The organism is Methanococcus voltae (assembly GCF_017875395.1).
In the GTDB taxonomy this organism is placed as follows: domain Archaea; phylum AGJL01; class Methanococci; order Methanococcales; family Methanococcaceae; genus Methanococcus; species Methanococcus voltae_C.
Genome location: NZ_JAGGMO010000003.1, coordinates 57,305 through 81,984 on the forward strand (window position 1 = coordinate 57,305; position 24,680 = coordinate 81,984).

Here is a 24,680-nt window from a genome sequence, read left to right on the forward strand (position 1 = left end):
CCAACATAACATAAAAAATACCAAAAAATATCAATAATTTAAGTTAATTAGTTAATTAATTAACTAATTAATATTAAACTTTTATTTTTGGGCAATAAGCATATAGATTAATGAGGTGAAATTTTGCACATTATGGAAGGTTATTTACCTGTAGAATGGGCAATAGTGTGGTACATCATATCTGCTATTGTTGTAGGATACGGTATAATGAATTTAAACAAAGTTCTTAAAAATAATCCTGAAGCTAAACCATTATTAGCTATATCCGGCGCCTTCATGTTTGTATTAAGTTCTTTAAAATTGCCATCAGTATCAGGTAGTTGTTCACACCCTACTGGTAACGGCTTAGGTGTCATATTATTTGGCCCTGCGATTACATCAGTTTTAGCAACCATTGTATTGTTATTCCAAGCGTTAGTACTTGCACACGGAGGTCTCTCCACATTAGGTGCAAACATATTCTCAATGGGTATTATGGGACCATTTGTAGGATATTTAGTATTTAAGACCCTTAGAGGCAAATTAAATATCACATGGGTTGTTGTACTCACTGCAATATTTGCAGATTGGGCTACATACTTAACTACATCCATACAATTGGCTTTGGCATTCCCTCATCCAAACTTTATGTCATCATTCACAGACTTTGGAACAATATTCGCAATAACACAGATACCTTTAGCAATAGCAGAAGGTCTTATTACAGGTTTATTGTGGGATTACTTATCCAAATTAAGACCTGAATTATTTGAGAAAGTAATGAACATTAAAAAAGGTGGTAATAATGAGTAATAAGCATCTCTTTATGATTTTAGCACTTATTGCGATTATTGTAGCACCTTTAATTATGTTTAACGGTCTTGGAGAAGATGAAGGTTACTTTGGCGGTGCCGATGGGGCTGCTGAAGATCACATTACAGTAATAAATCCAGAATACGAACCATGGTTCAGCTCATTTTGGGAACCACCTAGTGGAGAAATAGAAAGTCTATTATTTGCTTTACAAGCTGCTTTGGGTGCCATAATAATTGGATACTACATTGGATACTTTAAAGGACTTAAAAAGACTGAAAAATCTGAAAATGAGTAATTCCAAGTAGTATCTTAAAGATAATGTACGAATGGTAGACAAATACTATTTATACCTTATTTTCTTTTTGATTTAACATTTTACTTATTTTTTACTTATTTTTTACTTATTTTTTTATTGATTTACTATAATTTATTTTTTGAACATTTATTTATGATTTTTAATTTATGATTTTAATTAAAGTTTTACCAAAATTCTATTAAAGATTACTTAATATCTATCAATTAAGTTTTAATAATATTAACCACTTAATAAGACTAACAAAACTAAAAACTAAAAACTAAAAAAATAGAATAAAAATTTAGGATTTAAAATTTGAAGTTGAAAATAACTTAAAAAATAAATCATGGGGATTATAATGGTTCAAAAATTGATAATCGATGATATAGCACATTCTAATGGATTATATGCCACAAGCCCTAAATTAAAGGTAATATTTTCAATTATATCATTATTTGTAGTTTTAGTATTCAATTCTCCAAGTATTTGTATTTTAATGGCTATTTCAATGATTTTTTTAACAATTTTTAAAGCAAAAGTTCCTAAAGGAATATACTTCAAATTACTATCAATTCCCGTGTTATTTGGGATTTTTTCACTGATATTCATGACAGTATTGTTGGGTTCCGATGTTTGGTTCAGTTTGGATGTTGGAACTATTTCAATCCCGCTATACGCTGATGGTTTTAGTTTAGGATATCATGCTTTATTTAGGATGTTTGCAGGAGTTACTTGTACGCTATTTTTAGCGCTAACTACTCCATTTACTCAGCTATTGACCGTTTTAAAAGAGTTGAAAATACCGGAAAGTGTCATAGAAATTACGATGTTAGTATACCGATATATATTCATATTAATCGATGAGGCGCTTTTGATAGAGCACGCCCAAAAAACTAGATTTGGATATTCAGGATTTAAGAATACATATAAGTCACTTGGAACACTTGCAGGTGTGATGCTAGTACGTTCTTTAGACAAAGGCGATAATCTATACACTACAATGTGCTCAAGGGGTTATAATGGGAATATTTACCATTTTGGAGAAGAACAACCTGTCCAAAAAACTCAAATATTTGGAATATTCTTATTTGAGGGAATTATTATCTCTTTAGGGTTATTACCGTCATTAATATTGTAAATTATTTAATTATATAATTATTAATTAAGTATAATTGTTACCTTATTTTTTATTTTTATTTTTATTTCTAAAACTGAAATATCATATTTTTTATATTATAATACTTTATTATTACTATTAGTATTACTATTATTAAAATTTAAATTATAATCACGATTTTAAATCATTATGGTGATAAATTGCCAATTCTTGAAGTAAATGACTTAATTTATAAGTATCCCGACGGAACATCTGCCTTAAAAGGAATTAACTTTAAAGCAGAAGAAGGAGATATGATTGCAATTTTAGGACCTAACGGCGCTGGCAAATCAACCTTATTTTTACACTTTAATGGAATTTTAAAGCCCAAAGAGGGAGTTGTCAAAGTTAAGGAAAAACCGATATCATACAAAAATAAAGATTTACTTGAAGTTAGGAAAACTGTCGGAATAGTATTCCAAAACCCCGATGACCAACTTTTTGCCCCTACCGTTGCTCAGGATGTTGCATTTGGTCCGATGAATTTAGGATTAGATAAAGAAGAAGTAACAAAACGGGTAAAAGAAGCCTTAAAAGCCGTAGATATGGAAGGTTATGATGAAAAACCGCCTCATCACTTGAGTGGGGGTCAAAAAAAGAGAGTGGCCATTGCAGGAATATTAGCAATGAAACCCGAAATAATAGTTCTTGATGAACCTACTGCAGGTCTTGACCCACTCGGTGCTTCTCAAATCATGCGATTGCTTTATGAATTAAATAAGCAAGGTATTACAATTATAATATCAACTCATGACGTTGATTTAGTTCCTGTTTATGCCAATAAAGTTTATTTAATAAGTGATGGAAAAATTATAAAAAATGGAACTCCTAAAGAAATATTTAACGATACAGAAGCTATCAGAAATTCAAAATTAAGATTACCGCGTATATCTCACCTATTGGAAATACTAAAACGTGAAGATAAATTAAATATTGATATGAGTTATACAATTGGGGAAGCCCGCGTAAATTTGTTAGAATATATGAACAAAAGTGAAATTAAAGGATAATAAATATAATATGTTAAAAATAATATAAATATAGAATAAATATGGTATAAAAATTAATAGAAATATAATAATATTATAAAATTATTAATATAAAATGAGGGATTTTATGCATACCAAAGTACAAAATATTAGATATGCAGTAGTATCTATTAGTGATAGTAGATATATGGAAAAATTAAGGGGTTTAACTGTCGAAGACGGTTCTGGAATATTATTAAGCGATGAATTAAACGCTGAAATATATGAATTAATCCCAGATAATCCTGAAATGATAAAAGGACTTATAGAACATATTATAGATTATTCAGACGTTGAATGTATTGTTTTAACTGGAGGTACAGGATTATCTAGCCGAGATAATACTTCAGAAGTAGTAAATGGGCTATATGATAAAAAACTAGAAGGATTTAGTATAGTATTCCATAAATTAAGTTATGATGAAGTCCAATTCTCCACAATACTTTCAAGAGCTTCAGCAGGAATATATAAGAAAAAGCTCATTTATTCATTACCCGGGTCAATTAATGCTTGTAAAACAGGTTTGAAAATAATTAAACAGGAAAGTGGTCATATTTTAGGACATATCGAATAAAAAAATTTATTTTTATTATTTTCTTATTTTTAGTTCTATTTTATTATTATTATTATTATTATTATGTTTATATTCGTATTTTATTATTTTCTAATTTTTATTACACATTTTGTATCCTATTTTACGAAGATTATTAATATTTTAAAATAGATAATATCTTAAACAATTAACTAAAAAATGTCATAGTATATTTATTTATTAAATATTAATTACGGAATATTACAATTATTGTATTACGAATAGGTGGTTTTATGTTTATTGATGGCAAATGGATACTCAGAGATGAAATTGACGTTATAAATCCGTATGATTACAAAGTCATTGAAAAAATTACTGCAAATAGTAGGGACGAGACTAAAAATGCGATAAAAGTTGCCATGGAAAATAAGGAACATATGCACAAATTATCGGCAAACAATCGGTATAAAATATTAATGAGATTAGCAGACGCTGTTTCAAACAATAAGGACCGTTTTGTAAAGTTATTAGCGATAGATGCAGGAAAACCTGTCCGTCAAGGTCGAATAGAAGTAGACCGTAGTATTACCACACTTAGATTATCCGCATTCTATGCCAAAGAATTACGCGGAGAAACTATAAATTCGGAAAATAGACTCATATATACTAAAAAGGAACCTTTGGGAGTTGTAGGTGCAATTACTCCATTCAATTATCCCTTAAATTTAGTAGTGCACAAAATAGCGCCTGCAATAGCTACAGGGAATACTATTGTATTACACCCTTCGTCTAAGGCGCCATTATCTGCAATATTACTTACAAAGCTAATAGAAAACACCTTGAAAAAGATGAAAATACCATTAGGCGTATTTAATTTAGTTACCGGTCATGGTGAAGTTGTAGGTAACGAAATAGCCACTAATGAAAATGTTAATATGATTTCATTCACGGGCAGTGTAGAAGTAGGTCAAAATATTGCTAAAAATGCTGGCATGAAAAAAGTTGCTCTTGAATTAGGTGGCAATAATCCATTGATAGTATTGGAAGATTGCGATATTGATAAAGCCGTAGAAAATGCAGTTAGAAGCAAATTTTTAAATTCTGGGCAGGTATGTATATCAGTAGGTAAAGTTTTAGTACATGAACAGATTTACGATGAATTTATTGAAAAATTAGTTGATAAAACGCGTGATTTTAATATAGGAAATCCTCTTGAGGATAGTACCGATATGGGGCCACTCATAACTTCAGAAAATGCAGATAGGGTGGAAAACTTAATAAAAACATCTATTTCAGAAGGTGGGGAACTAATAACTGGCGGAATGAGGCGAGATTCATTAATAAGTCCTACAATAATTTCGGTTAAAGAAAATAACACATTATTGAATGTTGAAACTTTTGGACCAGTCTTACCAGTTACAAAAATTATAAATATGGAACATGGCCTAGAATTAGCCAATAAAGGCAATTATGGGTTACAAGCGGGCGTATTTACGCGAGATATAAATAAAGCCATGTATATTGCAGAAAATCTGAATTACGGCGGGGTAATGATAAATAATAGCCCCACGTTTAGACAGGAGAATATGCCTTTTGGAGGCGTCAAGAATAGTGGTTTAGGGAGAGAAGGAATAAAATATACTGTAGAAGAGATGACCGAAGATAAAACTATTGTAATTCACAATGATTTTAGATTTTAGATTTTAGGGTTAATTTTACTAATTTATTTATTATACATTACATAAAATATTAATAATTTTAAATAAAAAGACGGCTAAATAAGATATATTAAATTATCTTTTAACGATATTAAACATAGTAATATATCAATTATCTTAAACTATATTTAGTTTTAAAAATCAAAATAATTTATAAAAATATTGGTGACATTATGGTTTTAAATTTAGATTGTTTGAATGTCGAAAAAATTCAAAAATTACTAGAAAAAGGAACTTATGCAGATATAAGAGTCATTAAAAGTTGTTCTAACAACATAGTAATGAAAGATGGGGAAGTGGACGAAATATCCAGTGGAAACTACGGGGGCGTTATCGTTAGAGTGCTTGAAAATAATGGCTGGGGCTTAGCAACGTCTAACGACATAAATATGGCCAATATTGAAGAATTATTTACTAGCGCGTATAAAAGTGCCAAATTATCTGATATTCATACTAATAAGGAAGTTATAATGAAAGAAGTTCCAATAGTAAGCGATAGGATAAAAACAAAGGTTAAAATAAATCCTTTGGATATTTCAATCGAAGAAAAAAAGGAATATATGAACATAGTAAATAAAAACCTTAGCGACGAGAATAATCAAATTGTAAGCAAATCCGTTAATTATTCCGATGCAGAGGGTGCTTCTTTACTCCTTACAAGTGAGGGAACATGTATTGAAAGTGAAGGGATAAAAACACTTATGAGAATGATGGCAGTTTCAAAAGGGGAATCTTTACAATTTGCATTTGATAAATCAGGTGGCGATGGTTTTGAAGCCATTTCTGAAGATAATTTAGAAGAAAAAAGTATAAAAGTCAAAGAAAGAGCTTTAAGATTACTTAGTGCAAAACCTTGTCCAAAAGGAGAATTTAACGTAGTTTTAGACCCTGAATTAGCGGGAGTATTTATACACGAAGCGGTTGGACACGCTACTGAAGCGGACTTGGTTTTATCCAATGATAGCGTATTTAAAAATAGAATAGGAGACGTAATCGGTAGTGAAGAAGTAACTGTTATTGACGACCCTACAATTGAAGGTTCGTTTGGATTTTATAAATACGATAATGAAGGTGTTAAGGGAACAAAGTCAACACTTATTGAGAACGGTGTTTTAAAAGGGTATTTGCATTCAAGAGAAACTGCAGGAAGACTCGGTATGGATGTAACAGGTAATTCTAGAGCTCAAGCACTTAATAAGCCTATCGTAAGAATGAGTAATACATACATAAAGTCTAAAAACTGGAAATTCGACGAATTAATCGAAGATACCAAAGACGGTATTTACTTAATTGGCTCTAGAGGTGGACAGGTCGACACAGGTAAAGGTTTATTCCAGTTCAACTCCGTAGAAGCATTTATGATTGAAAATGGAGAATTAACCACGTCACTCAAAGATGCAGGACTTAGTGGCGAAATTATGTCAATTTTACATGACGTAAATGCCGTTACAGATGACTTCTACCTTAGCAAAGGTTACTGTGGAAAAGGAGGTCAAAGTGTACCGGTAGGAGACGGTGGCGGTTTTATAAGAACCAAAACCACTTTGTGTTAAGTTATTCGGTATAATGTATAATATATAATAAAATAGCTATTTTTTAATTTTTTTTTATTGTATTAATTATATTTCTGTAAAAATAGAATATATTTAAAAATAAAATTTTAAGAGTTTAATATAGAGTTTATTATAATCTATAATTTATAATTTATAATTTTTCACATCTATAGTATATTTAGTTCCTTTTTGGAATAATCCGCATGAAGAGCCTAATTTTAAATTCATTACGGTATTTTCAACATCGTTTACCATTATAGAACCCATGTGCGTTATTTTTGTTCCTTCCAATAATTCAGGGTGCATTTGTGCCGTAGGTCCTGTTAAAACATTTATTTTAGAATTTACCGCCCTATCTAATACCATGTCGATTGTATCGTTTACCATGGTTGAGCCAGTTATAAATAAAGCGTCCATTTCTGGCAATAACCTATATTCAAACGTATCCATTAAGAAACCACCTGAACAACATGAGCCACCTCTATCAAAAACATAGATATTGTAGTCGCCTTTTTTTTTCAATTCATTTGCAATAGGTGCTATATTTCCAATAAATCCTATGTTTTTTACACCATCTAAGTTTAATATAACTTCTACGGCATCCTGTTTCTTTAAATCCTGTGCCATTATATAATACTGCGAAATTGCATTTATAGCAGAAATACCCAAAGCTCTGTCAGTGTATGAAAAACTTGAGACTTTTTCTAGTAAATCATATAAATCTGGTGTTTTGTTCTCCAACTTATTACAGGAGCCCCCCTCATTTAATGTCATACCTGCCCCCAAAACCTCTTTAGAAGTTCCGTCAGTTTTAACAAACTCTAAAACCGTATAAGCGTAAGGTATTCCTAGTGCAAAGTCCTTTAAGATTACTTCCTTTAAATTTCCGCTTTCTATGTCTTTTTTTATTAAATTTATTGCTTTTTCTTTCATTTGTTCTACAATCATAGTGCCACCCAGGGGATTTATAATTAAATATGTCACATATGTATTATTATATATTTTATTTCCAAATTTGAGTTTTGATTTAATTTGATTTAATTTAATTTAGGTTAATTAATTTAGTTAGTTTAGTTAGTTTAATTTTGATTTTAAGTTATATTTTACTTTAGATCATCCTAAAGTAATTGAATTAGATTATTAATTATTAATTATGAAACTAATATACATTAATATCAATATTTAATTAATATCGGTTACATATAAGAGTTACGAAATGAATTCGTTAAAAAAATACATGGGGGTATTTATATATTCGGAATCACAATCTTTTTATTGTTGTATTGGAGTATATCAGTGGATAATCCATAAATATCCATGAAAGTATCCCTATTAAGTAAATCCTGACCGCCACTATTTACTATTGTTCCGTTTTTCATTGTAAATATCTTATCTGAAAAATATGTTAAATTAGGGTCATGTAATGAGAATAAAATTGTTTTTTCATATTCTTTTGAAATTTTTTTGATTACATCCAATATTAATACTTGATTTTTAAAATCTAAAAAACTCGTTGGTTCATCAAATATCATAACTTTGCTATCTTGAATTAAAGCCCTTGCAATCATTACCAGTCTTTTTTGACCGCCACTTAATGATAAAAAACTTTTGTTTGCCAAATGCTCAATTTGTAACTTATTTAATGTTTTATACACTAATTCTTCATCTTCGATAGTTGGACCATTGAAAAAGTTAACATAGGGATTTCTGCCCATTAATAATATTTCAAATACTGAATAATTAAAATTAATGCTAAATTCTTGTGCGGAATAAGTTATGAGTTTAGAACGTTCTTTGGGATTTATCTGAGATATTTCTTTATTTGCTACCTTAACATTACCGGTGTAATTCAATAAACCGGTGATACATTTTAATAAAGTAGATTTTCCTACCCCATTCTGTCCTAAAATACAACCAACTTCGCCCTTTTTTAATTCTAAATTACATTTATCCAATACATTGTGGTTTTCGAATTTATAGTTAAAATTAACATTTGAAACGTCTAGCATTAGTTTTTTTGCCATATTAATCATCCCACCATTGTCTGATATTAATTTAGTATTTTAATAATTATGAGAATTTAGAAGTTTAGAAATTTAGAAGTTTATAAATTAACAATTGTTGATAAAATCAAAATTAAAGCTTATTTTGATTTCTAATCAATATTTTTAACAGTATTGGAACTCCGATTATTGAAGTCATGACACTTAATGGTAATTCTGAAGGTGTTAAAGAACGCGCTATAGTGTCACATATTAACAACAATGACGCTCCTGTGAACATTGATGCAGGTATTAAACGTCTATTGTCTACACCTACAACTAAACGAGCTATGTGTGGACTTACCAATCCAATCCATTGCACCATACCTGCCATTGCAGTAGCGGAAGAAGTCCCAAGTGTTGCAAGTAATATTATAATTACGGAGTATTTTTTAACATTTAAACCAAGAGATTTGGCGTTTTCCTCGCCCATTGATAATATATTAAATTGCCATTTTAAGAGGTTTAAACCAATTATACATATTATTAAAGGTATTACAGTAATATAAACATCATCCCAACGGATACCAGTAAAACTACCCAATAACCAGTATGTAATTGCTTGTAGTTTGTCAGTTGGGTTTGCAACGTATTTTATAAGTCCCACACCTGCGGAAAATAGTGCGGAAACTGCGATACCTGCCAAAACCAAGTTTATAATGCTGGATTCGGATTCAGTTCTTAAACTACCATTTAATTTTTTCCCTACAGTATATGTCAATGCCATTGCTACGATACCAGACAAAAAGGCGGATATCTGTATTGCATAAGGGTTGTAAGATATCAAAAGAATTGCCAAAACAGCACCAAACGCTGAACCACTTGTTACACCTAATATATTAGGTCCTGCCAAGTAATTTTTAAATAAATTTTGTAATGCCACCCCAGATAATGCTAAACAAGCTCCTGACAGCGAAACTGCTATTAATCTAGGTAATCTTACATTTAATAAAATATTTTTTGCTAATGAATCGGTAAATATACTATTTGGTTCAAACCAAAGTCTTCCAATAAATAATGATAAAATGAAAGAAATTATAAAAATTAAAGGAAATAAGGTTAAAGTATAATTAATTTTTTTAGTATTTTCTGATTTACCACCCAAATTAAGTGCAATAAGTAAATAATTAATAAATTTAAATTCCTTTGAATTTTTGGTAGATAATTTCTTCATTTTTTCCATATTTATCACTTAATTAATTGCGTCTCCGACAATTTTTACTTTGGAAATTTGTTCTGGAGTCATATCGTATACGTCAACATATTGTTGCATTGCTTCGTCTTTTAATGAAACGTTCATAACTTCAGGGTGGATAACTTTTGCAGTCCACATTAAACCCAATGTAAATTTAGGGCTTAATACATCCCATGAATCCCCATCGTTTGGCATTCCATAAACTTCACCGTTTTTAACAGCGTTTATCTCTTTCCATCCTTCGTCGTTCATTAATTGATTTTTAGCATCTATTGATGAGAAATCTCTCGTATAGGTAATGATAATAATTTTATCAGGATTCCAATTTGAAATTTGCTCTACGTTTACGGGCATTTTACCAGTTTCAAGATCTTTTGAAACACTTACCCCACCTGCAATGTCTACCATTTCATTACCCCAGAAATCTCCCCCTGGTGTCCAAAATGAGTTTTTCTTAGCACTGTGTGCCAATACCAATACTTTAGGTTTTTCGCTGTCTTTTACAGTGTCTTGAATATATTGGATTTTACCTTTATAGTAATCGATTAAATAATCGGATTTTTCGGATTTATTAAACATTTTACCCATATTTGATAATAATTTGTAGTAATTAGGTACTGTTTCAATATCTACAAAAAATACAGGTACATCTAAACTGTTCAATTGTGTGTATATACCATTCTTTTCGTTCCAGTATGGTGCAAAAACGACGTCAGGATTAGTTTTCTTAATTTCCTCTACGTTTTCCGTGTTTACTTGCGCCATATCGTCGAAATTAGGGTTTAATATTCTTAAAAATTCGTCACTACCCATTATACCCTTACCTGCTTTAAGGGTGTCTTGAGCATCCAATGAATATATTACAGCGGGTACCATTCCATATGTAGAAACTACACTATTACAGGGGTAATTTACAGTTACATTATTGTTTAAACCATCTAATAATGAAATAGTTGAAATTTTAGTGATTTCGTTACCTTTTACACTTGTATTATCGGTAGTATCAGTTTGTGTAGTAGTACAACCAGACATTGTCAAGATAACGCATAAAAACATTGTCAATATAATAGTTTTTAAAGTCTTTTTCATATTTTTATTTAGTTTCATAAATACACCATTTTATATTTTATAAAGAAACTCCATATTATAGGATATTTAGCATTTAAACCAAAAATTGTAATATATTATAATTACATTTGAACTAATAAATTAATATATAATAATTACAGTAATTATATTATGTTAATCTCCTATATAAATATAACAACTTTTGATTACATCATAAAAATAGATTAAAAATTGAAAGGCATAAACAATTACAAAATAACCTTTAAATCGATAAATAAATACAAATATTGTGCTAAAAATAGAATTTAAAAAATAGTAAAATTGGATAAATAACTAATTACTAATAACTAATAACTAATAACTAATAACTAATTAATAAGTAAATAGTAAGTAAATAATCTATTATTCCATTAAACTTAATTTCTTAACTTTATTATAGAAATTACTTCCCTTTACAAAGTAAGTATACGAATTTGATTTCCTAAACGTAATTTCATCGCCTTTCGACAATAAACCTTCTTCTTTACTACCATCAACCACAACCATTGCGGATTTTTTCATCACTTTGAGCTTTATTTCAGAATTTCCGTCTACAACGAGTGGTCGGGAAGATAACTTAAATGGGCATATTGGTACTATGATAAAAGCGTCTACAGTCGGTTCTATAATTGGCCCACCTGCGCTTAATGAATAAGCTGTTGAACCATTTGGAGTTGAAACTATAATACCATCTGCACGAACATTTTCTGCCAATATACCGTTTATATAAACCTCAAAATCCATTATCTTCGCAGGATTATTGGTTGTAATAACCACCTCATTTAAGGCGTCAGATATAAACTTCTGTTTATTTGAGTCATTACTATTATCAGCTTTATTAACTCCTTTTAAACCGTAATTTATAAATCCTGACAACTTGGTACGCTTTTCAATTGTATAATTACCATTTAATACACTGTCAATTGCATTGTAAACGTCTTCTTTTCCAAATTCAGTTAAAAATCCTACTGTACCCATATCTACGCATATTATAGGTATTTCATTACCTTCGATCAATTTGGAAGCTCTTAATACGGTTCCATCACCGCCTATCGATATAATATGAGAAATATCCTGTACTTCATCCATTAAGGTAGCATTTAGCCTATCTTTAAGTGCATTATGGATTCCTTTATCCAATTTATAATCTATCCCCTTATTTTCCAAATATTTAACGGTATTATATGCCACATTTAAGGATTCTTCGTTATCATGTCTAGAAATTATTCCTATTTTAGTAGGCTTTAACCTCCATTTGTTTCCAAAGGTACCAACTAATTTCTTGTGTAAATCTTTATTAGAGCATATGAATGAGCTTTTTTCAGCGATGTCTAACCTTAAATTCATTGGCATTCCATTTTTAGTGGTTATTTCGCCACCTGCTTCTTTTAAAATTATGTAACCTGCTGCCATATCACATAAACGAGTTGTTTCGTTGACATTGATATATGCGTCAAGAGAACCTCTTGCTACGTAACACATTTCTAAAGCTATGGAACCAAATATCCTTATTCTCCTTATTTTACGGTCTTTTATGAAATTTAATGTTTCAGATGATAAACCATATGCAAATACACCCATAGAAGAGTCTTTTAAATTTTTAATATTGGAGATTCCGATTTTTCTTTTTTCGTTTTCTTTGCCATTTTTTAAAACATAAGCTCCTTTGTCCTTTTCTGCGTAATAAGTGTCCCCAGTGGATATGTTTTTCACAACCCCGATGCTTAAATCATTTATTGTAAAATTTTCTTTTACAAATTCCTTTAAAATTTTATTCAAATTTTTTTGGTATTCCTCTAATTCCCCACCAGTGTTATCAATACTAGTTAATTTTTTGATTTTTTCCATTTTATCGTTGCTAATTTTACCCATTGCTAACGAAACTGAATATATGGGAATATCATTCAAAGCATTATACGTACCGTCGATTGGATCCAAAATTACAATATATTTAGGTGTTCCCCTACCAATTACCTTAAAACCTATCTCTTCGCTGATTAAGATTGCAGAACAGAACTTTTCAAGGGAACTTATAGCGATATTTTCAGCTATCAAATCTATTCTTTTAGTAGGTGTTCCATCAGCACCTATTTTCACGATTTCGTTGGATTTTTCCCATCCGATTAACGGGCGAATACTTCTTTCCAAATTTTCTGTTACCTTTATTGCCATTTTAAGCATTTCTTCAGCCATTCTTTTCACCCATGTGATACATATAATATTATAAGATCGTTATTTTCATATTACATACGAATATAGGTATAAATTACGAATGTAAATTTATGAGTTTAATTATGTAATTATACTCATATAATATTATTTAATTAATTTACAAATATCGCTAAATTTAAGATATCAAGTAATAAATAATACTAAAATCAATACTTAATTTAAATGATATATAAATTAATAAAAAAAATAAGATAATAATATAATAAGATAATAAAGGAATAAAATAATAAAATAATAAAATAATAGGTGCTAATATGCTTATTATGCTTGTAGGATTACCATCTGTTGGGAAATCTACTTTTTCAAAGAATTTATCCAAAAAACTCATTGAAAACAATATTGACAATGTTATATTAGGAACGGACTTAATTAGGGAAAGTTTTCCCATTTGGAAGGAAAATTACGAAGACTATATAAAAAAAATGAACACTTATCTCATAAGCAAAGCTTTAGAAGAAGGATTTACCGTAATTGTAGATGACACTAATTATTACAACTCTAAAAGAAGAGATTTGACACACTTGGCGAATTCAAAAGATAAAAATTGCATATCTATCTATTTGAAAGCTCCATTAGAGGTTTTACTTGCTAGGAACATAGAAAGAGGAGCTAAAATCCCTAATTCAGTTATTGAAGATATGTATTTAAAATTTGACGAAATGGGTACAAAATACAAATGGGACAAACCAGATTTGGAGATAAATACTCATTTGGAAGATATAAATTTTGATGAAATAGTTGATAAAATTATTAAATTAGATAATGAAAAATCAAGTATTAACTGCAAGTTTAAATCTAAAGATATTGAAAATTCTGATAACAATGATAATTATAATTTTAAAAATAAATTAGATGTAGAAACTAGACATATTGTAGGCGAATTTATCAAAAATAACAAGAATTTATCAAAAGAGAATATTAAAAAATTATCAAATTACCGTAAAAACTATATTAAAAATTTAAAAGATATTGAAAAAGACGAAATAAATATAAAAAATGAAAGAGAATTTAATGAATATTTACTAACACTTTTGGAAAAATTTAAAAAAGAAATAAAAAAAGTTATTTAATTTACTAAATTTAAATAAGCTTCTTCTGCTTTTTCATAAACTTTATCTTCATCCATTGTTGTCATTTTTCCATTTTCTAAAACTATTTTTCCGTTGATTATAACAGTTTCTACGACGCCGTTGAATGAATATGCTAAATGCGAAATTATATTCTTATTAGGTATTAACGTAGGATTTTTTAAATCCAAAATTACTAAATCTGCCCACATACCTTCTTTTATTTCTCCGGAGTTATAGTTTAAAGCTTTACTTGCATTTTTAGTCGCCATGTTTAAAACTTCAGATACTTTTACAACAGTTGAATCTTGTTGAACTCCTTTGTGGACTGTTGCGCAAGCTTTTATACTTTCGAACAAGTTTAAATTGTTATTACTTGCACATCCGTCGGTACCTAATGTAACATTTATATTGTTTTTTAAATATGTTGGAATTGGTGCAATTCCCGAACCCAATTTTAAGTTGCTGAGAGGGTTGTGTGAAACGTAGATATTTTTGTCTTTTAAAATATTTATTTCATTATCCGATAAGTGAACACAGTGTGCTGCAACTACATTTATATCGTCAAATACACCTAATGAATTTAAGAATTCGAAAGGTCTCATTCCTGTTTTTTCTTTTATTTGTCTTATTTCATCTTCTGTTTCATTCATATGGATATTCATAGGAATGTTGTGTTCTTTTGCTAATTCATGAGCGTGTTGCAATAAGTCTGCTGAACATGTATAAGGTGCGTGAGGACCTACTGCTGCATTTATAAGCCCATTTCTATTATGTGCTTTTTCTAAGGAGTTCAAAACATCTTTTTGTGCCCTTATTTCGGTTTGTTTTTTTTCCTCATCACACAAGTCAATTAATCCATAGGATAATGTACATCTCATATTTGCAGTTTCTACGGCTTTTATGATAGAGTCTGTGAAAAAGTACATATCATTGAATGCAACAGTTCCGGTTTTAATCATTTCCATACATCCAAGCATGGTGCCTGCATAAATTATCTCGTCGTCCAATTTAGCTTCTAATGGCCAAATATGATTACCTAACCAGTCCATTAATGGTAAATCATCCGCTACCCCCCTAAATATTGTCATAGGTATGTGGGTATGGGTGTTTATCAAACCAGGCATTATTGCTTTTTTAGTACCGTCGATTACTATTGCACCTTCGGGTGTTTTAAGTTGTCCTGCGTCGCATACTTTGGTTATTATGTTGTTTTCGATTAAAATATCTGATTTTTTACATTTTTGTGGTTCTTCAAAATTATTCAAAACTAATATATTTTTAATTGCTATCATATTTTCCCTACGCCTTATAAGTTACTTTAAGATTTAAAATTAAGATTAAGATTAAGATTAAAATTTAAAAGAATGATTTATTAAAAAAATTTATTTAATTTATTTAAGTATTATTAGTTTAGGTATTATTATTAGTTTATTTGTATTTAGTAATTTAGTTATTTTACCGATACTTATTGATTTGGAGCTTTTCTGCCTCTTTGTATCAATTTTTGTCTTTTTTCAATTTGTTGAGCTCTTTTTTCCAAATCTGCTCTTATATTTGTTATTTCTTGATTTAATTTTGCAATGTGCTGATTTATTACATCTTTTGTTTTTTGTAACTCTTCGATACTGTGTTTAAAGTCATCTGCGGCACTTTCCACGTCTTTTTCCATGAATATATCTGAAGCTACTGCTACAATTACTTTTCCCGGTGTTTTAACTTCTGCTTTTACAAAAGCTCCACCACCTAAAGGTATAATAATCTCACCTTCAGTATTAGTAGCATACATTGAATCAATACCTTTTTCAAGTTCTGATATCATTACTTCAATACCTGATGATTCTTCTTGTAATTTTTTTACTTGTTCTCCATAAACATCTAATGCCATGAATTGATTTTGAGTTTCTTGATTTTGCATAGTTTCACCGCTAATATAATTTATACATAGTATGTTTTACATTTATTTATCTTATGCTATTGAAGTACTATGAATTACTATTAAAATACTAATATTAAATTATTATCTTATTAAATCATACTTTATGATTATTTGACATTTACATATTTATTAATATTTATTTTTTCAAGTTATTTGCATTTGTAATTAAATTACTATGGTATTTGTTTATTTAACTTTGCATTTAAAATGAAATAATAATCGAATAGTTTATAAATTATCAATCCATATATTTGTATAAATTATAATTATTAATAATTATAAATAATAAGTATAATTAATAATTATATATTACGTGTTACATAATATCATTACATCAAACGTATGGTTATATTATCAAAGTATCAGTGTTAACTCTCTCGTAAATTTTGTTAAAAGGTGTTATAATGAAGTTATTGAGTATTTTCGAATATATTTTAGTTATGATAAAAGCAATAGCAGAGGCTTGGGTGGATGTATTTAAAAGATGTACGAATAACCAAATAAATCCCGAAATAATGGATATCGAAACTGAAATAAACAGTTTATACGGTCAGGTTTTATTAGCTTGTAGTATCACCATAACTCCAGGTACTTTAACTATTGATTTAGACCATGATTCAAAAACTTTAAAAGTAGCTTCAATAAGCCCTAGAAAAAAAGACGAAATAATACCTTTTGAAAAATATATTAAAAATATATTCGACTAAATTTAAAATAATATATTCGATTATAATTTAACATTTTTTTTACATTTGCTATATTTTTATATTTTTATATTTTTTTATAGTTATTTTTTTATTGAACAAACCAATTTGGGAATTCATATAATTTATAACCGCCTAAAGGTCCAGGTTTTGTAGTTATTCCAAATCCCAATTTTCGCAAGTCATTTATTCTGTTGTGTACAGCAACTCGGCTATCTCGTTCAATATAATTCTTTAAGTATTCTCCAGAAATATATTGTGAATTTTTGGATAAAATACCTTTAGTTCGTAATATTTCAATAATTTCAGTACTTGATAATCCATTCTCAGACATTTCTTCACAAAAGTCATTAATATCTAAAAAAACACAAAGAATTTTAAAATGACCCAAATCTAGTTTTAAATTAATTTCAAAAGCTTTTTCAAGAAAAGTCCAAAATTCAAGCTCTCTTTTCTTATGTATCTCTAATTTATTCAACATTAAACAACACCAAAAGTTATACAGTCAATATACCTTACACTTAGCCATAGGTATGGCCATGTTTGAATAAAAATATAATTAATAAGTAAATTAAGTATTAATGGCTATTTATAAGTATTGTCAAAAATTATTAAATATGATTTAACTTATCTTTAATTAAAAATTAAAAGAAGAATTTAGTTTTTTTAACATCTATTAAATTAATATTGTATTAAAAATATTATACGTTATAACTTAAGTTATTGTAACATAACTTTATTTTCGAACTGAAACCTTATGACTTACCTTACGAGCTACGGCAATTTCACCTATTTTTATTAAACCTGTGAAAAATTTCTCTAAACCGCCACATGCCCAAATAGCTTGCCCAAATGTAGATTCTTTAATTCGCGACTCGTATTCTTTACCCGTTATTCGTTCCCCAGTTATTTGTTTCGTTACAATTGCTGCGGAATCCATTAATTCATCCCATGAAATACCCTTTAATTCAGCATTTAGTGATTTAAATATGTTGTATACGGGTATGTCGTACATTTTTGCCAAAGTTTTAGTTATATCGCAATTTCTGACTAAACCCACTAATGTACCATCATCCGCTAAAACAGGAATACTAACAACTTTATGTTTTACGATTTTTAAAACTGCATTTTTTGCAGGTTCTTCTTTATTTAAAACAATTATAGTATCCAGTTTGTGCATAACATCTTTTATTAGTATTTTTTTATCATCTACGACCAATAAATCAATTGAATTTACCCAGCCTACTAATTTATCCGTTCTATCAATTATCGGCGTACTAAATTTTTTACGATTGTGCATAATTTTTGAAACGACTTCTACAGTATCCTCAGGATATACCTTTATAAATTTTGTGTCCATTAATGCTTTTACTTTCATTTTACGCCTCCAACATAGAAAATAAAATTAATTTGTAAACCAATTAATAATTAATCGATTAATCAGTTTTAATTATGACTAATAAGTAGTATCATAACTATTTGATTAAGATGTTTTAAATATAGTATTATGAGATGCAGTTATAAATATATTTGTAAATTATAGGTTATAATTTATTTGGTTTAATATTTTCAATAATGTAATAATGGATAAATAAAAATTATATTTTAAAAAAACTTTAAATTGTAGGGTAATTAAGTTATAATTAAATTTTTAGTATTATTTATTAATTATTTTAGATATTGCAGATACTGGACAATTTTTTTCACAAATACTGCAATGTACGCAGGTTTTTCCATCGATTTCAATTTTTCCATCGTAAGATATTGCAGATACGGGACATAAGTCATAGCAAACCATACAATCGATACATTTATCGTTATTTACCACAAATTCGTCTTCAAAGTTAATATCGCTTATTTCGTAGTCCACTTTTATTGCGTCAACAGGACATACTTTCTCACAGGCTGTACAACCCATACATAAGTCCTCGTTTACGTCGATAGATACTTTTCTTTCGACTTTAATAGCTTTAGGGGCACAAAAACGCTCGCAGATTGCACATTTTATACACTTATCCATATCTAAATTATGTTTTACCAATTTTATTTTACGGTGTTCTACAGGCATTTCCTCAATATTATAAATAACGTTTTCCTTATCGTCATCCAAAAATGCTTCTCCCTTTAAAACTTCTATTGCCCCCACAGGGCAAGTTTTAGCACAAATTTCACATTTTATACACTTTTCAGGGATTATTTTTGCAGAATTTTTTAAATTTGGTTTTTCAATTGCGTCAACAGGGCACGCCTCTAAGCATAACTCACAATGTACACACTTTTTAGGTTGGATATATAGGTTTTTTTGCAAAGGAATTTTTAAACCATCTGTTAATTGACCCTTAATTTCCTCTTTAGTGTACTTTAAATCTTTAGAAATTACATCCACTAATTCATCAACAGGTTTTTTAATTTTTATCATATATTCACCCAAGGATAATAATATATTACACCTAACAATTTCTACATAACTTATACGAATAAATATAAACCCTAATTAAAATTTAAAAGTAATTAATAATAATTAATAAGAATTATAATAAACTTATAAATTTAGCTAGTTACTTGTTTAATTACATTTATATTTCATTAATCGTATGTAATTGCACTTGCAGGGCATATTTGACCACAGTGTCCGCATAAAACACATTTTTCGGTGAATAACATCCTATTTTGACCTTTATCGATATCTATTGCATCAAAAGGACAATTTTTTAGACAGATATTGCACATTATACATTTTTTTGTGTCATAGTTTAGTATTTTATGCTTTTCGTGGCTTTTTTTAATTTTAAGCTCATTATTTTTAATTTTAAGCTTTATTTGTGTAAGGGATATGGCATCAACGGGGCATTCAGATATACAAGTCCCACAATGTACGCATTTTTCATTTATTATAGAATTTTCTGGAAAATTTAAATCTATGGCATCAACAGGGCATACTTCAGCGCATCTATTGCAAAATACGCATTTTTCACTGTCTATATCGATATAACTCTTAATATATTGATTACTTAAGTTTAAATCGACATTTAAATCTCCAAAATATTTTTTTAAAATTTCTGATGACATAGTAACACCAATTGCAATTTATGAAATATATTATAAATTTAATTCTTCTTTACCTTTTTCAAGAATTTCATCCTTTGCAATAACGTAATTTTTAGCATAATCTTCCAAATCTTTTTCAATCAATAGTTGGAAATTATTTCTAACAGAGCGATATTTACTTAATTTTTCAGATTCTAACGTTTCAGGGAAATCTATTGCATCTACAGGACATTCTCTGTGACACAAACCACACCTTACGCAATAATATGGGTTTATATAAGGCATATTGGTCTCCAAAGATATGGATATAGCATTTTCAACGTTACAAGCTTTACTACAGATTCTACAGCCGATACATTTGTCTTCATTTACAATATAGCAGTTTTCTGTATTTAAAGTCTTTTTTACTACCTTCCCAGTTCTAATTGCCATAGTAGGGCATACTTCAATACACAAACCACATTTTACGCATTCTAAAACTTCTAAGGTATCCAAATCTATTTTTCCAGGACATACATCGGTACAATTATTACATTTGATACAAAGACTTGGCACAATCCTTGGAATTTCATCTATAGAATCAGGGCGATATTCTTCAGCTACGATAATATGTTTAATATCGCTAATAACTCCGTTATCGACTGATACGTTGTTTTCTTCGTTATTTTCTACATTATCGTTATCATTAGTATTATTTTTAAAAGTTTCATATTTTATTTTTTTACTCTTCTTTAAAAACTTTAAATTTTGAGCTCTATTTATTTTTTCAGATAAATTATACTCATTATAAACCTTTATTGCGCCTTCTACAGGACAAACAGTTGCACAACGATTACAACCTACACAATCATTGGTTTTTATCCTGTAAACGTTATTATCATAAGTTATTGCATTAACAGGGCAAGTTCTCTTACAACTATCACATTTTACACATAATTCATCGTCGATTCTGTAGTTGTTTATTTTTGGCACAGTCCAATTATATTCTTTAGCTTCTTTTCGTAAAGTACCTTGCTCTAAAACTCCTGTTGGGCAAGTTTCTACACAATTACCGCAAGATATGCAAGAACCTGGGAAAAAAACCGGTAAAACTTTATCATATTCTTCAGAATACTTCATTTCAATGGCTTCAGAGGGGCAGGATTGATAACAACCATTGCAACTTATACAATTGTCTGGTTGATCAATGATTACCGGAATTTTTCGGTATCTTTTTGGCGGTATGTACGCTTCTTTCTCTGTTTTTGCGTTTGCAAATCTTTTTAACCATTTTTTCCTTACAAATTCGTAAAGATACCAGATTGAAGATGACATAATACGATTCCCTAACACTTTTATAAATATATGATGATTAGATGATTATATGATAAATAATAAGTAAATTGTAATTTAATATTAATTAAACACTTGATTAATCAACTATTGAATAAAATTTGCATGATATGTATTATTTTTAAGTTTTTATTAAATTTTATTAAATTTTATTATTATATTACTATATTATTTATTAATATATTATTATATTACTTTATTATTGTATTTTTATTAAAAGTCTTTATAATTGGTAGTTTTACCAGTTATTACATCTTTTAATACGATTGTTCTTTCAGTGCAGGATACACAAGGGTCTATTGAGGTATAAGTAGCTACAGCATCAGGAACTGTTGGACATGTTTTTAACATGTATTTGTAAGCTTCTAGATTCATTACCGTAGGGGTCCTAATAATTATTCTTTTGATTATTCCGCCTTCAGTAATTGCTATTTTATAATAAACTTCACCCCTGTGGGCTTCGTTTCTATATTCCCCTTCTGCTGCGTGAATAATGGCTTTATTACGTACAGGTCCTGAACATTCTTGGTACATAGTCAATGCTTGCCTTATTAAGTCAATACTGACTAATACTTCTTCGTGTCTTACCATCATCCTAGCAAAATTATCGCCTTCGCTTCTCCAGCACGGTTTAAACTTATACTGCTTATAAAGGTCAGATCTAAGTCTCCAGTCACTTTCAGGAATTCCCGAAGCTCTTGCGACAGGTCCTGCAGCCCTTGTTTTCATTAATTCTTTGTATCCGAGCTTTCCAATGTCCTTGCTCCTCAAATTTATCATAGGTCCAGATCTAAATACTTCAATGATATTGTGGATATCATCTTCGAAGTTATCAAGTTCTTTGATTATTTGGTCTATTATTTCCTTTTTTAAATCTAAACGAACCCCGCCTACAACGTTATAACCCATATTAACTCTATTACCCGTTATCATTTCTAAAAGGTTCATTACAGTTTCCCTTGCATTTAACATCCACATTGCAAGAGTTTCGTGCTCGATGGTTAAATTATAAACTGCTGCAGCGATTAAATGACTGTGGATTCTTTCTAATTCAGTTGTTACAACTCTTAGATGCCCTGCTTTTTCAGGTGTTTCAATATTACAGATGTGTTCAATACATTCTGCAAATGTTTGAGTGTGAATATAGGAGCATATCCCGCAAACTCGTTCAGAGAGGTGTATGCCTTTCATATAACTTTTTCCTTCCATTATACGCTCTATTCCCCGATGTACATACCCCATATCTATTTCGGCACCTTTTACATTCTCCCCTTCTACTAAAAGCTTTATTCTTAGAGGTTCTTTTAAAATCGGATGTACTGGTCCAATTGGTATTACGTTCATAGTATCTCCATTTAATTAAAATTGGTTATAACATATTATTGAATATTTCAACAATTGATTGATAATTAGGCTAATTATGAGAATTTAGGATAAATTATAAAATATTTTAAAAAACTTAAAATATTATTTTTATTATTTGTTAGTATCTTGATTATCTTGATTATTATCAGTATCTTGATTATTTTTATTTTTTAATTCCATTTCTTTCATCATTTTTTCTTTCATTGCCAATGCTTCTGGGGCAATTGAAACGACTGCTTCTATTATTTCAGAAGGTCTTGGAGGACATCCTGGTAATTTCGCATTTACGGGGATTATTTTATCCACAGGTCCGTAAACATGACCTTCCTTAAATATACCACAACTTAATGCGCATGCACCTACTGCAACCACTACTTTTGGCTCAGGTGTTTTTTCAAATATCTCTTTTAATCTTTCTTTCCAGGGTAAGACTACAGGTCCAGTTACTACTAAAACGTCCGCTTCACGAGGGTTGTTGTGTACATAAATACCGTATTGCTCAATATCATATCTTGGTGCTAAAGTGGATACTACTTCTATATCACAACCGTTGCAACCTCCCGTATTCACGATACAGACGTTTATAGACCGTTTTCTTGCAAAATCTTTAATCATATTACCACTTGTAATATTAATAATTATTATAGATTAATATAAATTATATGTAGTATATACTTATATAAATTAAATAAACATTATTTAACCTGTTATTTTGCTAAAATAAGTATATTTTAAACATTTTTATTTTTAATTTTCCTAATTTTATCTTTATTTTTAATTTAATTATATTAATAGTAAATTATTCTTTCATTAAAGCTATGGTCAATTTACGCCCTTTATCGAGTGCTTTTTCATAATCAATCTTATTGATTAACGTATCTTCCACAACTTTTTTTCTAATTAAGTCTGCGTCATTTTTAGAAATTATTCCTAAAAAATCAGATAGCCAGCATAAACCTAAATCAATATCCACCTTTCTGCCCAAACAACCCATTTTTGCTTGTTCAATGTAAGCATGAATCTCATATAATGAGATACCATCATAATGACTTGCAAATATTCCGACAACATCATCAATCGGTAATTTTAGGGCTCTTGCAATTGGCATAATTGCGTCTTCCATTATGTACCGATTATCCTTTATTATATTGTATTTTTGTGCTAAACTGTCCTTATCATAATTTTTATCAACATAATTGTCTTCTTCAGCCATGATTTCACCATAATTATAGATTGATTAAAATCAATGATTTGACATAACCAATTGTCATATTAATTATATAATCAATGTTAAGAAATACGCTAGCAAAGTGATTAAAATACCAGTATAAAACTCTTTTGAGCCATAACCTCCCCTCATACCTAAAGGAAATGAGAGAAATGCTATTGATAACGGCATGTATATATTAAACAATATGGCACCGAGTAAAGCTATCGATAAAGCTAATTTATCAAGTTTTTTTTCAGAATATGGACTACTGTATTTTTTGTAACTGTATGATAATCCAAAGGAAGAACCAATTATAAATGCTATTACACAGTATAGTAAATAATAAGGTACTGTAACCATTT

General features: G+C 29.2%; 25 protein-coding genes. 9 read left to right on the forward strand and 16 right to left on the reverse strand.

Annotation, left to right across the window (positions count from 1 at the left end):
- The first annotated feature begins 123 nt into the window (after window positions 1-123).
- From J2127_RS04435 to J2127_RS04465, 7 genes are all read left to right on the forward strand, one after another.
- Entirely contained in the window at window positions 124-792 is a 669-nt protein-coding gene (locus tag J2127_RS04435; protein ID WP_209732365.1) for an energy-coupling factor ABC transporter permease, read from the forward strand.
- Window positions 785-1,090 carry an energy-coupling factor ABC transporter substrate-binding protein gene (locus J2127_RS04440; RefSeq protein ID WP_209732366.1) on the forward strand — a complete coding sequence of 102 codons (306 nt, stop codon included), beginning with the start codon at window positions 785-787 and terminating at the stop codon, window positions 1,088-1,090. Before J2127_RS04435 ends, J2127_RS04440 begins: the two co-directional genes overlap by 8 nt.
- A 358-nt stretch (window positions 1,091-1,448) precedes the next feature.
- Window positions 1,449-2,228 (forward strand): cobalt ECF transporter T component CbiQ, encoded by a 780-nt coding sequence (gene cbiQ, locus J2127_RS04445; RefSeq protein WP_209732367.1) that lies wholly within the window; start codon window positions 1,449-1,451, stop codon window positions 2,226-2,228.
- A gap of 179 nt (window positions 2,229-2,407) precedes the next feature.
- A complete protein-coding gene (locus J2127_RS04450; protein ID WP_209732368.1) occupies window positions 2,408-3,256 on the forward strand; it encodes an ATP-binding cassette domain-containing protein in 849 nt (282 codons plus the stop codon).
- A 106-nt stretch (window positions 3,257-3,362) separates the two neighbouring features.
- Window positions 3,363-3,848, forward strand: a complete 486-nt coding sequence (locus J2127_RS04455) for a MogA/MoaB family molybdenum cofactor biosynthesis protein (RefSeq protein WP_209732369.1) — start codon at window positions 3,363-3,365, stop codon at window positions 3,846-3,848.
- A 251-nt stretch (window positions 3,849-4,099) separates the two neighbouring features.
- Entirely contained in the window at window positions 4,100-5,506 is a 1,407-nt protein-coding gene (locus tag J2127_RS04460; RefSeq protein ID WP_209732370.1) for a lactaldehyde dehydrogenase, read from the forward strand.
- A 188-nt stretch (window positions 5,507-5,694) separates the two neighbouring features.
- On the forward strand, window positions 5,695-7,077 hold the full coding sequence (locus J2127_RS04465; RefSeq protein WP_432442925.1) for a TldD/PmbA family protein: 1,383 nt from the start codon (window positions 5,695-5,697) through the stop codon (window positions 7,075-7,077).
- Window positions 7,078-7,221: 144 nt separating this feature from the next.
- Here J2127_RS04465 and J2127_RS04470 read toward each other — a convergent pair whose 3' ends face one another.
- From J2127_RS04470 to J2127_RS04490, 5 genes are all read right to left on the reverse strand, one after another.
- Window positions 7,222-8,025 (reverse strand): Rossmann-like domain-containing protein, encoded by an 804-nt coding sequence (locus J2127_RS04470; RefSeq protein WP_209732372.1) that lies wholly within the window; start codon window positions 8,023-8,025, stop codon window positions 7,222-7,224.
- Window positions 8,026-8,324: 299 nt separating this feature from the next.
- On the reverse strand, window positions 8,325-9,101 hold the full coding sequence (locus tag J2127_RS04475) for an ABC transporter ATP-binding protein (protein ID WP_209732373.1): 777 nt from the start codon (window positions 9,099-9,101) through the stop codon (window positions 8,325-8,327).
- Window positions 9,102-9,213: 112 nt separating this feature from the next.
- On the reverse strand, window positions 9,214-10,302 hold the full coding sequence (locus J2127_RS04480; RefSeq protein WP_245326463.1) for a FecCD family ABC transporter permease: 1,089 nt from the start codon (window positions 10,300-10,302) through the stop codon (window positions 9,214-9,216).
- A gap of 9 nt (window positions 10,303-10,311) precedes the next feature.
- Entirely contained in the window at window positions 10,312-11,421 is a 1,110-nt protein-coding gene (locus J2127_RS04485; protein ID WP_209732374.1) for an ABC transporter substrate-binding protein, read from the reverse strand.
- Window positions 11,422-11,784: 363 nt separating this feature from the next.
- Window positions 11,785-13,614: a bifunctional NADP phosphatase/NAD kinase gene (locus tag J2127_RS04490; protein ID WP_209732375.1), complete on the reverse strand. Its 1,830-nt coding sequence runs from the start codon at window positions 13,612-13,614 to the stop codon at window positions 11,785-11,787.
- Window positions 13,615-13,907: 293 nt separating this feature from the next.
- Between J2127_RS04490 and pstK the strand changes: the two genes are divergently transcribed.
- Entirely contained in the window at window positions 13,908-14,723 is an 816-nt protein-coding gene (gene pstK / locus J2127_RS04495) for an L-seryl-tRNA(Sec) kinase (RefSeq protein ID WP_209732376.1), read from the forward strand.
- Here the strand turns inward: pstK and J2127_RS04500 are convergent.
- Together J2127_RS04500 and pfdA are read right to left on the reverse strand one after the other, a co-directional pair.
- Window positions 14,720-16,015, reverse strand: a complete 1,296-nt coding sequence (locus tag J2127_RS04500; RefSeq protein WP_209732377.1) for an amidohydrolase — start codon at window positions 16,013-16,015, stop codon at window positions 14,720-14,722. The genes pstK and J2127_RS04500 overlap by 4 nt on opposite strands.
- Window positions 16,016-16,188: 173 nt before the next feature.
- Window positions 16,189-16,638, reverse strand: coding sequence for a prefoldin subunit alpha (gene pfdA / locus J2127_RS04505; protein ID WP_209732378.1), 450 nt, complete (start codon window positions 16,636-16,638; stop codon window positions 16,189-16,191).
- A gap of 425 nt (window positions 16,639-17,063) precedes the next feature.
- Here pfdA and J2127_RS04510 point away from each other — a divergent pair, with 425 nt between their 5' ends.
- Window positions 17,064-17,366: a monovalent cation/H+ antiporter subunit E gene (locus J2127_RS04510; RefSeq protein WP_209732379.1), complete on the forward strand. Its 303-nt coding sequence runs from the start codon at window positions 17,064-17,066 to the stop codon at window positions 17,364-17,366.
- 88 nt (window positions 17,367-17,454) lie between these two features.
- On the opposite strand, the gene J2127_RS04515 is transcribed toward J2127_RS04510, so the two are convergent.
- The 9 genes from J2127_RS04515 to J2127_RS04555 all read right to left on the reverse strand — a co-directional run bounded on the left by J2127_RS04515 (window position 17,455) and on the right by J2127_RS04555 (window position 24,678).
- On the reverse strand, window positions 17,455-17,844 hold the full coding sequence (locus J2127_RS04515; protein WP_209732380.1) for an HTH domain-containing protein: 390 nt from the start codon (window positions 17,842-17,844) through the stop codon (window positions 17,455-17,457).
- 255 nt (window positions 17,845-18,099) lie between these two features.
- A complete protein-coding gene (locus J2127_RS04520; RefSeq protein ID WP_209732381.1) occupies window positions 18,100-18,741 on the reverse strand; it encodes a CBS domain-containing protein in 642 nt (213 codons plus the stop codon).
- 279 nt (window positions 18,742-19,020) lie between these two features.
- Window positions 19,021-19,782: a 4Fe-4S binding protein gene (locus tag J2127_RS04525; RefSeq protein WP_209732382.1), complete on the reverse strand. Its 762-nt coding sequence runs from the start codon at window positions 19,780-19,782 to the stop codon at window positions 19,021-19,023.
- Between the two features lie 167 nt (window positions 19,783-19,949).
- Window positions 19,950-20,432, reverse strand: a complete 483-nt coding sequence (locus J2127_RS04530) for a 4Fe-4S binding protein (RefSeq protein WP_209732383.1) — start codon at window positions 20,430-20,432, stop codon at window positions 19,950-19,952.
- A 30-nt stretch (window positions 20,433-20,462) separates the two neighbouring features.
- Entirely contained in the window at window positions 20,463-21,725 is a 1,263-nt protein-coding gene (locus tag J2127_RS04535) for a 4Fe-4S binding protein (protein WP_209732384.1), read from the reverse strand.
- Window positions 21,726-21,956: 231 nt separating this feature from the next.
- Window positions 21,957-23,087: a nickel-dependent hydrogenase large subunit gene (locus J2127_RS04540; RefSeq protein WP_209732385.1), complete on the reverse strand. Its 1,131-nt coding sequence runs from the start codon at window positions 23,085-23,087 to the stop codon at window positions 21,957-21,959.
- A gap of 132 nt (window positions 23,088-23,219) precedes the next feature.
- On the reverse strand, window positions 23,220-23,738 hold the full coding sequence (locus J2127_RS04545) for an NADH-quinone oxidoreductase subunit B family protein (RefSeq protein ID WP_348635415.1): 519 nt from the start codon (window positions 23,736-23,738) through the stop codon (window positions 23,220-23,222).
- A 169-nt stretch (window positions 23,739-23,907) separates the two neighbouring features.
- Window positions 23,908-24,321 carry a DUF1959 domain-containing protein gene (locus J2127_RS04550; RefSeq protein ID WP_209732387.1) on the reverse strand — a complete coding sequence of 138 codons (414 nt, stop codon included), beginning with the start codon at window positions 24,319-24,321 and terminating at the stop codon, window positions 23,908-23,910.
- A 63-nt stretch (window positions 24,322-24,384) separates the two neighbouring features.
- Complete coding sequence (locus J2127_RS04555) at window positions 24,385-24,678, reverse strand: energy-converting hydrogenase subunit EhaL family protein (protein WP_209732388.1); 294 nt, start codon at window positions 24,676-24,678, stop codon at window positions 24,385-24,387.
- Window positions 24,679-24,680: the final 2 nt, after the last annotated feature.

Excerpts from the sequence above, each read along its gene's own strand:
- cbiQ (WP_209732367.1), top strand. The coding sequence starts at position 1,449 with ATGGTTCAAAAATTGATAATCGATGATATAGCACATTCTAATGGATTA.
- J2127_RS04480 (WP_245326463.1), bottom strand. The coding sequence starts at position 10,302 with ATGGAAAAAATGAAGAAATTATCTACCAAAAATTCAAAGGAATTTAAA.
- pstK (WP_209732376.1), top strand. The coding sequence starts at position 13,908 with ATGCTTATTATGCTTGTAGGATTACCATCTGTTGGGAAATCTACTTTT.
- J2127_RS04440 (WP_209732366.1), top strand. The coding sequence starts at position 785 with ATGAGTAATAAGCATCTCTTTATGATTTTAGCACTTATTGCGATTATT.
- J2127_RS04510 (WP_209732379.1), top strand. The coding sequence starts at position 17,064 with ATGAAGTTATTGAGTATTTTCGAATATATTTTAGTTATGATAAAAGCA.
- J2127_RS04515 (WP_209732380.1), bottom strand. The coding sequence starts at position 17,844 with ATGTTGAATAAATTAGAGATACATAAGAAAAGAGAGCTTGAATTTTGG.
- J2127_RS04525 (WP_209732382.1), bottom strand. The coding sequence starts at position 19,782 with ATGATAAAAATTAAAAAACCTGTTGATGAATTAGTGGATGTAATTTCT.
- J2127_RS04470 (WP_209732372.1), bottom strand. The coding sequence starts at position 8,025 with ATGATTGTAGAACAAATGAAAGAAAAAGCAATAAATTTAATAAAAAAA.
- J2127_RS04555 (WP_209732388.1), bottom strand. The coding sequence starts at position 24,678 with ATGGTTACAGTACCTTATTATTTACTATACTGTGTAATAGCATTTATA.
- J2127_RS04500 (WP_209732377.1), bottom strand. The coding sequence starts at position 16,015 with ATGATAGCAATTAAAAATATATTAGTTTTGAATAATTTTGAAGAACCA.
- J2127_RS04460 (WP_209732370.1), top strand. The coding sequence starts at position 4,100 with ATGTTTATTGATGGCAAATGGATACTCAGAGATGAAATTGACGTTATA.
- J2127_RS04455 (WP_209732369.1), top strand. The coding sequence starts at position 3,363 with ATGCATACCAAAGTACAAAATATTAGATATGCAGTAGTATCTATTAGT.
- pfdA (WP_209732378.1), bottom strand. The coding sequence starts at position 16,638 with ATGCAAAATCAAGAAACTCAAAATCAATTCATGGCATTAGATGTTTAT.
- J2127_RS04550 (WP_209732387.1), bottom strand. The coding sequence starts at position 24,321 with ATGGCTGAAGAAGACAATTATGTTGATAAAAATTATGATAAGGACAGT.
- J2127_RS04530 (WP_209732383.1), bottom strand. The coding sequence starts at position 20,432 with ATGTCATCAGAAATTTTAAAAAAATATTTTGGAGATTTAAATGTCGAT.
- J2127_RS04475 (WP_209732373.1), bottom strand. The coding sequence starts at position 9,101 with ATGGCAAAAAAACTAATGCTAGACGTTTCAAATGTTAATTTTAACTAT.
- J2127_RS04540 (WP_209732385.1), bottom strand. The coding sequence starts at position 23,087 with ATGAACGTAATACCAATTGGACCAGTACATCCGATTTTAAAAGAACCT.
- J2127_RS04535 (WP_209732384.1), bottom strand. The coding sequence starts at position 21,725 with ATGTCATCTTCAATCTGGTATCTTTACGAATTTGTAAGGAAAAAATGG.
- J2127_RS04520 (WP_209732381.1), bottom strand. The coding sequence starts at position 18,741 with ATGAAAGTAAAAGCATTAATGGACACAAAATTTATAAAGGTATATCCT.
- J2127_RS04485 (WP_209732374.1), bottom strand. The coding sequence starts at position 11,421 with ATGAAACTAAATAAAAATATGAAAAAGACTTTAAAAACTATTATATTG.
- J2127_RS04490 (WP_209732375.1), bottom strand. The coding sequence starts at position 13,614 with ATGGCTGAAGAAATGCTTAAAATGGCAATAAAGGTAACAGAAAATTTG.